The 14594-nt window shown below is 61.7% G+C and carries 10 protein-coding genes; 6 read left to right on the top strand and 4 right to left on the bottom strand.

All coding sequences use genetic code 11. The features are described from left to right. Nucleotides 1-76: 76 nt before the first annotated feature. The 3 genes from P3T24_RS33190 (at nt 77) to P3T24_RS33180 (ending at nt 2981) form a co-directional block, all read left to right on the top strand. Nucleotides 77-628 carry a shikimate kinase gene (locus P3T24_RS33190; RefSeq protein WP_074262676.1) on the top strand — a complete coding sequence of 184 codons (552 nt, stop codon included), beginning with the start codon at nt 77-79 and terminating at the stop codon, nt 626-628. 7 nt (nt 629-635) lie between these two features. Next, the gene (gene aroB, locus P3T24_RS33185; protein WP_429441031.1) at nt 636-1712 is read left to right on the top strand and encodes a 3-dehydroquinate synthase; all 1077 of its coding nucleotides are present in this window, start codon (nt 636-638) and stop codon (nt 1710-1712) included. Nucleotides 1713-1838: 126 nt separating this feature from the next. After that, nucleotides 1839-2981, top strand: a complete 1143-nt coding sequence (locus P3T24_RS33180) for a deoxyguanosinetriphosphate triphosphohydrolase (RefSeq protein ID WP_429441059.1) — start codon at nt 1839-1841, stop codon at nt 2979-2981. Between the two features lie 79 nt (nt 2982-3060). Here the strand turns inward: P3T24_RS33180 and P3T24_RS33175 are convergent, their stop codons facing one another. Continuing rightward, nucleotides 3061-3438 carry a DUF883 family protein gene (locus P3T24_RS33175; protein ID WP_074262673.1) on the bottom strand — a complete coding sequence of 126 codons (378 nt, stop codon included), beginning with the start codon at nt 3436-3438 and terminating at the stop codon, nt 3061-3063. Nucleotides 3439-3726: 288 nt separating this feature from the next. After that, nucleotides 3727-4449, bottom strand: coding sequence for an OmpW/AlkL family protein (locus P3T24_RS33170; RefSeq protein WP_074262672.1), 723 nt, complete (start codon nt 4447-4449; stop codon nt 3727-3729). A gap of 190 nt (nt 4450-4639) precedes the next feature. Between P3T24_RS33170 and P3T24_RS33165 the strand changes: the two genes are divergently transcribed. The 3 genes from P3T24_RS33165 (at nt 4640) to P3T24_RS33155 (ending at nt 11905) form a co-directional block, all read left to right on the top strand. Then, nucleotides 4640-5347, top strand: coding sequence for a transposase (locus P3T24_RS33165; RefSeq protein ID WP_074262671.1), 708 nt, complete (start codon nt 4640-4642; stop codon nt 5345-5347). 287 nt (nt 5348-5634) lie between these two features. Continuing rightward, nucleotides 5635-10338, top strand: a complete 4704-nt coding sequence (locus P3T24_RS33160) for a glutamate synthase-related protein (RefSeq protein ID WP_429441029.1) — start codon at nt 5635-5637, stop codon at nt 10336-10338. A gap of 100 nt (nt 10339-10438) precedes the next feature. After that, on the top strand, nt 10439-11905 hold the full coding sequence (locus tag P3T24_RS33155; RefSeq protein WP_429441027.1) for a glutamate synthase subunit beta: 1467 nt from the start codon (nt 10439-10441) through the stop codon (nt 11903-11905). A 129-nt stretch (nt 11906-12034) separates the two neighbouring features. Here P3T24_RS33155 and P3T24_RS33150 read toward each other — a convergent pair whose 3' ends face one another. Next, a complete protein-coding gene (locus P3T24_RS33150) occupies nt 12035-13300 on the bottom strand; it encodes a D-amino acid dehydrogenase (protein WP_429441025.1) in 1266 nt (421 codons plus the stop codon). A 16-nt stretch (nt 13301-13316) separates the two neighbouring features. Beyond that, the gene (locus P3T24_RS33145) at nt 13317-14588 is read right to left on the bottom strand and encodes an MFS transporter (RefSeq protein WP_074262667.1); all 1272 of its coding nucleotides are present in this window, start codon (nt 14586-14588) and stop codon (nt 13317-13319) included. Nucleotides 14589-14594: the final 6 nt, after the last annotated feature.

Below are 14594 nucleotides of genomic sequence, written 5' to 3'. Positions count from 1 at the left end.
CCCGCAGGCTCGACAAGGCAGTCGCTTTGCCAGTAAGCTGCGGCACGAACCATACCGGATTAGCCAGAGGACACCGTTGCAAGCGCGGGACGCACACGCCAATGTATTTTTTGTAGGGCTCATGGGGGCAGGCAAGACCACCGTGGGCCGCGCTGTGGCGCGCCGGCTGGATCGTCCGTTCTTCGATTCCGACCACGAGATCGTGGCGCGCACCGGCGCGCGTATTCCCGTCATCTTCGAACTCGAAGGCGAGGCGGGTTTTCGCGACCGCGAAGCGCAGGTCATCAGCGACTTCACCAGTCAGCGGGATATCGTGCTGGCCACCGGCGGCGGAGCCATCTTGCGGCCGGAAAACCGTCAGGCGCTGCAAAATAACGGCCTTGTCGTCTATTTGCGCGCCAATCCGCACGATCTTTGGCTGCGCACGCGGCGCGACAAGAATCGGCCGCTGCTGCAGACCGAAGACCCCAAAGCGCGTCTGGAAGAACTGTTCGCGGTGCGCGACCCGCTTTATCGCGAGTGCGCACATTTCGTCATCGAAACCGGCCGGCCGTCGGTCAACGGCCTCGTTAACATGGTCCTGATGCAGCTCGAGATGGCCGGCATCGCCAAACCTCCTGCGTCATAATGCAAGCATGATTACCGTCAATGTCGAATTGGGCGACCGCGCCTATCCCATTCATATCGGCGCCGACCTGATCGGCCAGACCGCGCTGTTTGCGCCGCATATTGCCGGTTCGTCCGTCACCATCGTCACCAACACCACCGTCGATCCGCTCTACGGCGACGCGCTGCGGAAGGCACTGGCGCCGCTCGGCAAGCAGGTGTCCACGGTCGTGCTGCCGGACGGCGAGGTCTACAAGAACTGGGAAACGCTCAATCTGATCTTCGACGCGCTGCTCGGCGCGCGGGCCGACCGCAAGACCACGCTGATTGCGCTGGGCGGCGGCGTGATCGGTGACATGACGGGTTTTGCAGCCGCCTGCTATATGCGCGGCGTGCCCTTCATCCAGGTGCCGACCACCTTGCTGTCGCAGGTCGATTCCTCGGTGGGTGGCAAGACCGGGATCAATCATCCGCTCGGCAAGAACATGATCGGCGCGTTCTATCAGCCGCAAGCGGTGATCGCCGACATCGGTGCGTTGCGTACGCTGCCGGCGCGCGAACTGGCTGCAGGCATCGCCGAAGTCATCAAGACGGGCGCCATCGCGGACGCGGCGTTCTTCGACTGGATCGAAGCGAATATCGGCGCCTTGAACCGCTGTGAGCCGCAGGCGCTGGCTGAAGCGGTCAAGCGTTCGTGCGAGATCAAGGCATCGGTGGTGGCGAAAGACGAGCGCGAAGGCGGTCTGCGTGCGATCCTCAACTTCGGCCACACGTTCGGCCATGCAATCGAAGCCGGACTCGGCTACGGCGAATGGCTACATGGCGAGGCCGTAGGCTGTGGAATGGTCATGGCAGCGGATCTGTCGGTGCGCCTTGGACATCTCGACGAAGCCGCGCGCAAGCGCCTGGTCGACGTGATCACCGCCGCGCATCTGCCCATCCGCGCGCCGGCACTCGGTGAATCGCGCTATGTCGACCTGATGCGGGTCGACAAGAAAGCCGAGGCAGGCGAGATCAAGTTCATCCTGCTGAAGCGTTTCGGTGAGACGCTGATCGGCCCCGCGCCCGATTCCGCCGTGCATGCCACGCTAGCGGCCGCCGTCTGAACGTGGCGATGCGGCCCGGGTATCGTCCACGATTCGGAGAAGCCGGTGAGTGACACGCATCGCGAAACCTTAACGGAATCAACCGGCGCCGCGCCTGTAGGCGCAGCCCCGGCACACGCCGTTGTTATGCCGCCCCTCGCTGCGCTGGAAGCGCATCTGGCACCGTACGCGGCACATGCGTCGCAATCGCGCGGCCGCCGCTATGCCGAAGCGCCGCCTAGTGCGCGGACCGAATTCCAGCGCGACCGCGATCGCATCGTGCACTCAACCGCGTTCCGCCGCCTCGAATACAAGACGCAGGTGTTCGTGAATCACGAGGGCGATCTGTTTCGCACCCGTCTCACGCATAGTCTGGAAGTGGCGCAGATCGCGCGTTCGGTGGCTCGCAACCTGCGCGTAAATGAAGATCTGGTGGAAGCCATTTCCCTCGCTCACGATCTCGGCCACACGCCGTTCGGCCACGCCGGCCAGGACGCGCTCAACGAGTGCATGCGCGAGCATGGCGGCTTCGAGCACAATCTGCAGAGCCTCGCCGTGGTCGACGATCTCGAAGAGCACTACGGAGCCTTTAACGGCCTCAATCTGTGCTTTGAAACGCGCGAGGGCATCCTCAAGCACTGCTCACGAGAAAATGCGCGGCGTCTCGGCGCTTTAGGCGAGCGCTTCCTCGAAGGCCGACAGCCTTCCATCGAGGCGCAGATTGCGAACGTCGCAGACGAGATCGCGTACAACAACCACGATGTCGACGATGGCTTGCGTTCAGGGCTGATCACCGTCGGGCAGCTGGCCGAGGTCGAGTTGTGGCAGACGCACTATGAGGCGGCGCTGCGGGACTATCCGCAGATCGAGGGACGCAGGCTGATCCACGAAACCGTGCGGCGGATCATCAATACGCTGATCGTCGACCTCATCGAAACCACTACCGGCAACCTGAACCGGCATGCTCCGGCTTCGCTTGACGCCGTGCGTGCCGCTCCGCCGCTCGTCGCGCATAGTGAAACGGTGGCCGCGCAGGCGACTGTACTCAAGCGCTTTCTGTTCAAGAACTTGTATCGGCACTATCGCGTCATGCGCATGGCAAACAAGGCGCGCCGCGTAGTGATCGGTCTGTTCGACGCGTTCACCGACGATCCGCGGCTGCTGCCGCCGTCCTATCAATCGCCGGATCTGGCGATCCAGCCTCGCCTGGTTGCCCACTACATCGCGGGCATGACCGACCGGTACGCGCTCAAGGAATATCAGCGGCTGTTCGTCATCGCGGATAACTAGGGCGCTCGAGCGTCGCACTCGCCGGCGCCTCTATCAGGAGAGGCGCGGCGGGCGATCAACCGTGCGTTGAGCGAGTCCCTTAGCGCGACCGCGCAACCAGCGCGCCGGCAATCAGGGCAATGCCGCCCACGATCGCAATGGTTTGCCACGGGTTCTCGTGGACGTAGTCGTCGGCATCCGAAATCGCAGTTTCGGCGCGTTGGCGCACGGCATCGCGGGTTTCGTTCAGGCGCTCGCGCGCAACGTCCAGACGCTTGCGCAACTGGGCGCGCAGCGCCACCGCATCGGCTTGAGTGCCGTCAGCCAGCGTATCTTCGAGTTCCGACATCAGTGAGCGCAGTTCAGTAGCGATGTCTTCAGCCGCATGGCGGCTGTGGCGCGCGATCCGGCGCGCGCGGCGGCTCGTCGTCGTCCAGGATTCGCCAAGGGCGTCTCGCGTATTCGGTAGTGCAGTCATGGTCGCTCCGTCGTTGGTTGGTCAAAGGGGTCCCGCATAAACCGCGAGGGAAACTCCATGCCACGCAACTTCGGTGCCATACACCGGATGCGGTCCCACGCACCTGATCCGCGCTTTGCGACTGCACAATTTGCAGCGCAGACGTACCCACGCTGGTCAAACTTACAAAACAACGTGTACCGACGTCATGCGAAGGGGCCGTTGTGCGCCATACAAATGAAAATGCCGCCATGAATGCATGGCGGCATTGTTCAAGCCCCGAAAACTCGTCTAACCTTAGGCTTGGTGTCAGAAGCGATAACCTATGCTGATGTAACTGACGATCGGGTTCAGCTTGATTTTTGTCTGCGACTGGACATTGAGCGTGCCGACCGGCGTGGCGGCCGCAGTGTTCAGCTTCGCAGTGGTGCTGAGCGGCAGATATGAGAGCGAGAAACCGGCAAACCAGTGCTGGTCGATTGCGAAGGTGAAGCCCCCATTAAACACCGGCTCCCACGAACTATCCGTGGATACGGTGGTCGGACCATGCAACACCTGCTGTTCGAAGACGCTGTTGGTGATTTCCGCGTCGGTGAACGAAACGTGGGTGACGCCCACGCCAAGATACGGACGGAAGCGCGCTTGTGCGTCTCTGAAGTAGTACTTGAACAGCAGAGTCGGGCTCCACTGTTTGGCATCACCGAGCTTGCCGTATGACGAGAAGGCACCCGAGCCATCCAGATTGAATTTCGGCGGGACGCCAATCACGAATTCGGTCGCGATGTGGTCGGTGACGAAGTAGCCAGCGGTAAAGCCGAGGGTGTCGGCGCTATCGAGGCTGGCTCCTGTATTAGGTAGTGTGACATTGACGGGTGAGCCGCCAACGCTTGTCTCCTTCAACGGTTGGCTAGAGGACTGAGGTGCAAGATGCAACCAGCCTGTCGTGACGTAAAAGGTTCCGGCCGATTGAGCGTGGGCTGCCGTCATGCAGGCAAGCGCCGCGATCCCCGTCATGGCCTGTTTTAATTTCATATGTGTGCTCCTCCAGAAAAGGCCCGCTCATTATGACCAGAACGTTTGAAACAAACCATACGCGGCGGTTAGAGCTTTCTCCCTAAGCCCCGCGTGGTTTTCGGCTTAGCCGCGCCGCACCGAATCGTACGGGCGTTCGGCTACTTTGGACCTTCGGGTATATACCAACGCGACTATTGGATACTCCAGCATGGCACGGCTCGCACGTCTCTATGTCCCCGACCAGCCGCAGCACGTCATCCTGCGCGGGCTTGATCAGCAGCCCGCATTTGTCGACGAACAGGATTACGAGCTCTTCATCGATTGTCTGAAGGCGGCTTCCCGCGACCATCATCTGTCTATCCACGCGTACGCGTTGATGCCAGGTGCGGTGCAACTGCTCGTCACTCCTACAGAGGAGTCGAGCTTGCCCAAGGCAATGCAAGCGGTTGGTCGCCGCTACGTCGCCCACTTCAACCGGCGCTATTCGCGGCGCGGCACCTTGTGGGAGGGACGCTACCGGGCAACCGTCATCGAAGGCGAGCGTTACTTCCTGCTGGCAAGCCGGGTGGTGGAAATGTGTCCGGTGCGAGGGCAACTCGTTAGTGCACCAGAAGATTACCGGTGGTCGAGCTACCGGCACCATATTGGGCTGACACTCGACAGCCTGATTACGGATCACCCGTTGTACTGGTCGCTCGGCAATACGCCGTTCGAGCGCCAGCGCGCCTACCGCGAACTTTGCGAGCAGCCGCTGGATGAGCGCGAAGCCAGCCAGTTGCAACAGGCCACGCTAAAAGGCTGGGTCCTGGGAAGCGACACGTATCGCGAATGGGCGGCGCGAGCAGCCAACCGCCGGGTGTCGCCGCTGCCGCGCGGGCGACCGCGCAAGGTTCGGGAAACGCCGCAGACCCAATAAGCGTTTCGTTTCAAGGGGCAACACCCGAGACGGCATCTTCGGATGCCGTTTTATTTGCACCGAATTGATGTGGAACCAATAAAAATGCTGTGCGATGCACCAATCTGATAATAGGTGCCACATCATCACATTTTATTTGCTATTCCCTTGATTCGTCGCGTATATTCCGAATTCCGGCTGTTTCGATGCGCGCCGCGTCGAAGCTGCCTGCGCAGTTGCAGCGCGACTGTGGGCAATAAAAAAACGGTTCAACGGCCTTCCCCGGCCCCCTTTCAGACGGTGTCCCCATGAACGATCACCAGCAACCGGTCTCTTCGGTTCCCGCCGCGCAAGGTCTCTATGACCCGCAAAACGAGCACGACGCCTGTGGTGTCGGCTTCGTCGCGCACATCAAAGGCAAGAAAAGCCACGAGATCATCGAGCAGGGTCTGAAGATTCTCGAGAACCTCGATCACCGGGGCGCCGTCGGCGCAGACCCGCTGATGGGCGACGGCGCCGGCATCCTGATCCAGATCCCGGACGGCTTCTATCGCGAGGAAATGGCCAAGCAGGGCGTGACGTTGCCGCCGAACGGCGAATACGGCGTCGGCATGATCTTCCTGCCGAAGGAACACGCCTCGCGTCTCGCCTGCGAACAGGAACTCGAACGCACGGTGAAAGCTGAAGGCCAGGTGGTGCTGGGCTGGCGCGACGTGCCGGTCGACCATTCCATGCCGATTTCGCCCACCGTCAAGGCGAGCGAGCCGCTGATCCGTCAGATCTTTATCGGCCGTGGCAAGGACATCATGGTGACCGACGCGCTCGAACGGAAGCTGTACGTCATCCGCAAGACCGCGAGCCACCGCATCCAGGCGCTCAAGCTCAAGCATGGCAAGGAATACTTCGTGCCGTCCATGTCGGCGCGCACGGTGGTCTACAAGGGCCTGCTGCTGGCCGGCCAGGTGGGCGTGTACTACCGCGACCTGCAGGACGACCGCACCGTGTCGGCGCTGGCGCTGGTGCACCAACGCTTCTCCACGAACACGTTTCCGGCGTGGGAACTGGCTCACCCGTACCGGATGATTGCCCACAACGGCGAAATCAACACGGTGAAGGGCAACGTCAACTGGCTGAATGCGCGTACGGGCGCAATCGCCTCGCACGTGCTTGGTGACGACCTGCCGAAGCTGTGGCCGCTGATCTACCCGGGCCAATCGGACACCGCCTCGTTCGACAACTGCCTCGAACTGCTGGTGATGGCCGGCTATCCGCTCGTCCACGCGATGATGATGATGATCCCGGAAGCCTGGGAACAGCACACGCTGATGGACGACAATCGCCGCGCGTTCTACGAATACCACGCCGCCATGATGGAGCCGTGGGACGGCCCCGCCGCGATCGCGTTCACCGACGGCCGTCAGATCGGCGCCACGCTCGACCGTAACGGCCTGCGTCCGGCGCGCTACATCGTGACGGACGACGACCTCGTCATCATGGCGTCGGAAGCGGGCACGCTGCCGATTCCCGAATCGAAGATCGTCAAGAAGTGGCGTCTGCAGCCGGGCAAGATGTTCCTGATCGACATGGAACACGGCCGTATCATCGACGACAAGGAGCTCAAGGACAACCTCGCCAACGCGAAGCCGTACAAGAGCTGGATCGACGCGGTGCGCATCAAGCTCGACGAAATCGAGCCGAGCGCGGAAGACGTCGTGACGGAGCGTCGCGAGCCCGCAGCCTTGCTGGATCGTCAGCAGGCCTTCGGCTACACCCAGGAAGACCTCAAGTTCCTGATGGCGCCGATGGCGCAAGCCGGCGAAGAGGCCGTCGGTTCGATGGGCAACGACTCGCCGCTGGCGGTCATGTCCAACAAGAACAAGACGCTCTATCACTACTTCAAGCAGCTGTTCGCGCAAGTCACGAACCCGCCGATCGACCCGATCCGTGAAAACATGGTGATGTCGCTGGTGTCGTTCGTCGGTCCGAAGCCGAACCTGTTGGATACGAACAACATCAACCCGCCGATGCGTCTCGAAGTGTCGCAGCCGGTGCTCGACTTCCGTGATATCGCCAAGATCCGCGCGATCGATCAATACACGGGCGGCAAGTTCAGTTCGTATGAGCTGAACATCTGCTATCCGGTGTCCTGGGGCAAGGAAGGCATCGAAGCGCGCCTGGCGTCGCTGTGCGCGGAAGCCGTCGATGCGGTGAAGTCCGGCTACAACATGCTGATCGTGTCGGACCGCAAGACCGATCGCGACAACGTCGCGATCCCGGCGTTGCTCGCCACCGCCGCGATCCACACGCATCTCGTGCAGCACGGTCTGCGCACGAGCGCGGGGCTGGTTGTCGAAACCGGCTCGGCGCGTGAGACGCATCACTTCGCGTTGCTCGCGGGCTACGGCGCGGAAGCCGTGCACCCGTACCTCGCGATGGAAACGCTCGCGCAGATGGCGGCCGGCCTGAAGGGCGACCTGTCGGCGGACAAGGCGGTCTACAACTTCACCAAGGCAGTCGGCAAGGGCCTGCAGAAGGTCATGTCGAAGATGGGCATTTCGACGTACATGTCGTACACCGGTGCGCAGATCTTCGAAGCGGTCGGCCTTGCCGAAGACCTGGTGTCGAAGTACTTCAAGGGCACCTCGTCAAAGGTGGGCGGCATTGGCCTGTTTGACGTAGCGGAAGAAGCCATTCGTCTGCATCGCGAAGCATTCGGCGACAACCCCGTGCTGGCCACGATGCTCGACGCAGGCGGCGAGTACGCCTACCGCGTGCGCGGCGAAGAACATATGTGGACGCCGGATGCGATCGCCAAGCTGCAGCACTCGGCGCGCAGCAACTCGTATCAGACGTACAAGGAATACGCGCACCTGATCAACGACCAGACCCGCCGTCACATGACTTTCCGCGGCCTGTTCGAGTTCAAGTTCGATCCGAGCAAGGCGATTCCGCTCGACGAAGTCGAACCGGCGAAGGAAATCGTCAAGCGCTTTGCTACGGGCGCCATGTCGCTCGGCTCGATCTCGACCGAAGCCCACGCCACGTTGGCGGTGGCGATGAACCGCATCGGCGGCAAGTCGAACACCGGTGAGGGCGGCGAGGATGCGAACCGCTATCGCAACGAACTGCGCGGCATTCCGATCAAGAACGGCGACACGATGAAGTCGGTGATCGGCGAGGAAGTCATCGTCGACATTCCGTTGAAGGACGGCGATTCGCTGCGTTCGAAGATCAAGCAGGTGGCGTCGGGCCGTTTCGGCGTGACGGCGGAGTATCTGTCGTCGGCCGACCAGATCCAGATCAAGATGGCGCAGGGCGCGAAGCCGGGCGAAGGCGGCCAGCTGCCGGGTCACAAGGTGTCCGATTACATCGGCAAGCTGCGTTACTCGGTGCCGGGCGTTGGCCTGATCTCGCCGCCGCCGCACCATGACATTTACTCGATCGAAGATCTGGCACAGCTTATCCACGATCTGAAGAACGCGAACTCGGCTGCCAGTATCTCGGTGAAGCTTGTGTCCGAATCGGGCGTCGGTACGGTTGCTGCAGGTGTGGCAAAGGCGAAGGCTGATCACGTCGTGATCGCGGGTCATGATGGCGGCACGGGCGCCTCGCCCCTGTCGTCGCTCAAGCACGCCGGCACGCCGTGGGAACTCGGTCTCGCTGAAACGCAGCAGACCCTGGTGCTGAATCAGTTGCGTGGCCGTATTCGTGTGCAGGCCGACGGTCAGATGAAGACCGGCCGCGACGTCGTGATCGGCGCCCTGCTCGGCGCGGATGAATTCGGCTTTGCGACGGCGCCGCTCGTGGTCCAGGGCTGCATCATGATGCGCAAGTGCCACCTGAATACCTGCCCGGTTGGCGTTGCGACGCAGGATCCGGTGCTGCGCGCGAAGTTCAAGGGCCAGCCGGAACACGTCGTCAACTTCTTCTTCTTCGTTGCGGAAGAAGCGCGCGAAATCATGGCGCAACTGGGCATCCGCAAGTTCGACGACCTGATCGGCCATGCCGAACTGCTCGACACGAAGAAGGGCATCGAGCACTGGAAGGCGAAGGGTCTGGACTTCTCGCGTGTGTTTTACCAGCCGTCAGTCCCGGTAGAAGTGGCACGCAAGCACGTCGATGTGCAGGACCACGGTCTCGACAAGGCGCTCGATCACACGCTGATCGAGAAAGCGAAGGCGGCGATCGAGAAGGGCGAGCATGTCTCGTTCATCCAGCCGGTGCGCAACGTGAATCGCACGGTCGGTGCGATGTTGTCCGGCATGGTCGCCAGGAAGTATGGCCATGACGGTTTGCCCGACGACTCGATTCACATTCAGCTCAAGGGCACGGCTGGCCAGAGCTTCGGCGCGTTCCTCGCCAGGGGCATCACGCTCGATCTGGTCGGCGACGGTAACGACTACGTCGGCAAGGGCCTGTCGGGCGGACGCATCATCATTCGTCCGACTAACGATTTCCGCGGCAAGTCGGAAGAAAACATCATCTGCGGTAACACGGTGATGTACGGCGCGATCGAAGGCGAATCGTTCTTCCGCGGTGTGGCAGGCGAGCGTTTCTGCGTGCGTAACTCGGGTGCGACAGCGGTTGTCGAAGGCACGGGTGACCATGGTTGCGAATACATGACCGGCGGCACGGTGGTCGTGCTCGGCGAAACCGGCCGTAACTTCGCGGCCGGCATGTCGGGCGGCCTCGCTTATGTGTATGACCCGGACAGCACGTTTGCCGGCAAGTGCAACAAGTCGATGGTCGCGCTCGATCCGGTGCTGCAACAGGCCGAACAGGAACGCACGGTCGACAAGGGCCTGTGGCACGCGAACGAAACCGACGAAGTGCTGCTCAAGGGGCTTATCGAGCGTCACTTCCAGTTCACCGGCTCGCCGCGTGCGAAGGCATTGCTCGAAAACTGGGACGCGTCGCGCCGTCAGTTCGTGAAGGTGTTCCCGACGGAATACAAGCGCGCACTGGGCGAGATGGCTGCGAAGAAGGCAAACAAGGAAGTCCTCGCCGCGTAATTTGCAGCCCAAGACGGTAGATACCCAATAGTTGTGCCCGCCGCCCTCGTGTGCGGCGGGTGCCGATTCCCCCACCTGTACAGATAGATAAGAGAACCACATGGGCAAGGCAACCGGTTTTCTCGAGTTCGAACGTCGCCATGAGACGTACGAAGCTCCGCTCACGCGTGTGAAGCACTACAAGGAATTCGTCGCGGCGCTGTCCGACGACGAAGCGAAAATTCAAGGCGCACGTTGCATGGACTGTGGCATTCCGTTCTGCAACAACGGCTGCCCGGTGAACAACATCATCCCGGACTTCAACGACCTGGTGTTTCATCAGGACTGGAAGAACGCGATCGACGTGCTGCACTCTACCAACAACTTCCCGGAGTTCACGGGCCGCATCTGCCCGGCGCCGTGCGAAGCGGCGTGCACGCTCGGCATCAATGACGATCCGGTCGGCATCAAGTCGATCGAACACGCGATCATCGACAAGGCGTGGGCCGAAGGCTGGGTCGCGCCGTTGCCGTCAAAGCACAAGACAGGCAAGAAGGTCGCCGTGGTTGGCTCTGGCCCCGCCGGTCTCGCCGTTGCGCAGCAACTCGCGCGCGCGGGGCACGATGTGACGGTGTTCGAAAAGAACGACCGCATCGGTGGCCTGCTGCGTTACGGCATTCCTGATTTCAAGCTGGAAAAATGGCTGATCGACCGCCGCATGCGTCAGATGGAGGCCGAAGGGGTGACGTTCCGCGCCAACGTGTTCATCGGCAAGGATCCTTTGGCTTCGCATATCAACAATACGGCGAAGGAAACGATCACGCCGGCCGAGCTGAAAGAGCAGTTCGACGCGGTAGTGCTGTCGGGTGGTTCGGAAACGCCGCGCGATCTGCCGGTGCCGGGCCGCGAACTGGAAGGCATCCATTACGCCATGGAGTTCCTGCCGCAGCAGAACAAGGTCAATGCGGGCGACAAGCTCACGAGCCAACTGGTCGCCAAGGGCAAGCACGTGGTGGTGATCGGTGGCGGCGATACAGGGTCCGACTGCGTCGGCACCTCGAACCGTCACGGCGCGAAGGATGTCACGCAGTTCGAACTGCTGCCGCAGCCGCCGGAAGAAGAGAACAAGCCGCTCGTGTGGCCGTACTGGCCGATCAAGCTGCGCACCTCGTCCTCGCACGAGGAAGGTTGCGAGCGCGATTGGGCAGTGGCGACCAAGCGTTTCGAAGGCAAGAACGGCAAGGTTGAAAAGCTGATTGCCGTGCGAGTCGAATGGAAGGACGGCAAGATGCAGGAAGTGGCGGGTTCCGAATTCGAAATGAAGGCCGACCTGGTGCTGCTGGCGATGGGCTTTACGCAGCCGGTCTCGCCGGTGCTGGAAGCATTCGGCGTCGACAAGGATGCGCGCGGCAACGTGCGTTCGTCGACGGAAGGTGACAAGGCGTATTACACGTCGGTGGACAAGGTGTTCACGGCCGGCGATATGCGGCGTGGTCAATCGCTGGTGGTGTGGGCGATCCGCGAAGGCCGTCAATGCGCGCGTTCGGTGGACGCATTCCTGATGGGGCATTCGGAGCTGCCGCGCTAAATCTTCACCGGTTCCGCGCGACCAGACGTGGAGCCGGCAACGATTTGCAGGAAGAGGTGGAGACGACAAGCTGTGCCCAAAGCCGGGCGCCCGCAAGGACGACCCGGCTTTTCAATTGGGGGATGGAAGCTACCTCCGATACCTGCCCAAAGTGAGCCCTTCAACGTCAATCTCCGGCTCACGCAGCGTAACCAGATCCGCGACAACCTTCCCGGATCCCATCGCCATAGCCCAGCCGGTGGACCCGTGGCCGAGATTGATCCAGAGCCCATCAATCCCGGAGGGGCCAAGAAGAGGCGCCCCATCCGGCATCATGGGTCTCCTCCCAACCCAGAAGTGCGCGGAGCTGGGTTTGCTTGCGTGAGGAAACCAGTCGTCGAGAACCTTGAGCACGGTCTGCAACGCCTGCTCCCTAAGAGTCGACCGCCGATCCCCAAGTTCAGCCGTCCCCGCGACCCGCAGGTTCCTGCCAAACCGCGTGATAGCAGTTTTAAAAGCTTCGTCCATCAAAGCGCCCCGAGGCGCCTTCTCATCGTCGATAACGGGCAACGTAGCCGAATACCCTTTCACAGGATAAAGCGGCACCTTGACGCCCAGTGGCGCAAGCAACTGCACACTATCCGCGCCTAACGCCACCACAACGGCGTCCGCCCGAAGCACTTCTTCACCAATTTCACTATCGACCCGCACCCCCCGCACCGCACCACCCTGAACATCAAGTCCAGTCACCCGAGTATCGAGCCGGAACCGTACGCCATGGTTCTCGCAGATCGACCGCAACTCCCGCGTAAACCGGGCACAATCGCCAGCCTCGTCATCCGGCAGATAAAGCCCGGACAACGGCGTCTCGCGCGCCCACCGCAATCCTGGCTCGATCTCCACGCACTGCGCCGCACTAATCTCCCGATACGCGATCCCAGCATCACGTAGCACCGCTAGCGCGGGCTGCGCCAACTCGACGTCATACTCGCTGCGAAATAGCTGCAGATACCCCTGACTGCGCCCGTAATCAAACGGATAGCGCCCACGAAACTCCTGCAGACAGGAGCGGCTGTAATAAGCAATCCTCTGCATGCGCTGCTTGTTCACGCGAAACCGCTCGAGGTCGCACTCACGCAACCAGCGCGCAATCCAACGCCATTGCGCAGGATCGAACGTCGGCCTGAAGATCAGCGGCGAGGTTGGCTTGAACAGGTATTTGAGCATCTTCGCCGGCATCCCCGGCGCCGCCCACGGCGTCACATAGCCCGGCGCAATCACGCCGGCATTGCCGAAACTGGTCTCGAGCGCCACATCGGGCTCGCGCTCGATCACCGTGACCTTGCACCCATGGCCTGCGAGATAAAAAGCAGTGGCGACGCCGATCACGCCTCCGCCAAGAACAATCGTTTTCATGTTTGTGGAATGCGCATCAGGATGCCGCGCCCGGATCTGCGGCTGCAGCGGCGAGCGCCTTACCCTTCGTCTCAGGCAGACACAGGGCCGCTGCAATCACGAGCAGATAGCCTGAGCCGGCAACAAGGCCCATCGCATTGACGAGCGTCATCGATTGCGAAAGCATGCCGACGAGAATCGGAAAGAACGAGCCGACGCCGCGTCCAAGGTTGTAGCAAAAGCCCTGACCCGAGCCACGAATCTCATTCGGATACAGCTCGGACAGATACGCGCCCACGCCGGCAAAAATCCCTTGCACCACCACGCCGAGTGGAAAGCCGAGCAGCAGCATCGTGCTATTGGTGATGGGCAACATGGTGTAGACCATGCCGAGCACGAACGAGCCGATCGCAAACAGGATGAACGACGCGCGCCGGCCGATCCTGTCGCACAGGATCGCCCCGACGATATACCCGGTGAACGAGCCGACGATCAGCACGATCAGATAGCCGCTGGTATTGAACACGGACAGATGCCGCACGGTCTTCAGATAGGTCGGCAGCCAGGTGGTGATCGCGTAGTAGCCGCCCAGCATGCCGCTGCATAGCGCGCTGCCGAGCAGCGTGGTCTTCAGATGCGGAAAGTAAAAGATCTGCAGGAAGTGAGACGTGTCGACACCGGTGTCGCGGGCACGGCGGGTAGCGAGAAAGATCTCCGGGTCGCTCACGTTACGGCGCACGTAGACGATCCACAGCGCCGGCAGGATGCCAACCCAGAAGCAGGCGCGCCAGGCCGTTTGCTCCGGTAACACGGCGAACGATACCCAGTAGACGATTGCCGCTGCGGCCCAGCCGAACGACCAGCTGCTCTGCACGGTGCCGACCGCCTTCGCACGATGCTGCGGCGAGCGGATCGTCTCGGCCATCATGACGGTCACCACCGACCATTCCCCGCCGAAGCCGATGCCCTGCAGCGTGCGCGTGGTCAGCAGTTGCCAGAACGAATGGGTGAAACCCGACAGGCAGGTGAAAAGCGCGAATGTGGCGATGGTCCATTGCAGCACACGTACGCGTCCGTAGCGATCGGAGAGAATGCCAGCGAGCCAGCCGCCGATCGCCGAGGAGATGAGCGAGCTGGTCGCGATCATCCCCGCTTCGCTCTTGGTCATACCCCAGGTAACGATCAGCGTCGGGATCAGAAACGAGTAGATCATGAAGTCAAACGCATCGACGGCATAACCGCCGAAGCCCGCGTAGAGCGTGCGGCGCTCGCGCGTCGTCAACTCCGTGAACCACTGAAATGACGCCATCCCGTC

This window comes from Paraburkholderia sp. GAS33 (assembly GCF_050436645.1).
GTDB lineage: Bacteria > Pseudomonadota > Gammaproteobacteria > Burkholderiales > Burkholderiaceae > Paraburkholderia > Paraburkholderia phenazinium_B.
Note: the sequence above shows the minus strand (reverse complement) of the source record. Positions and strands in the feature narration are given on the sequence as shown.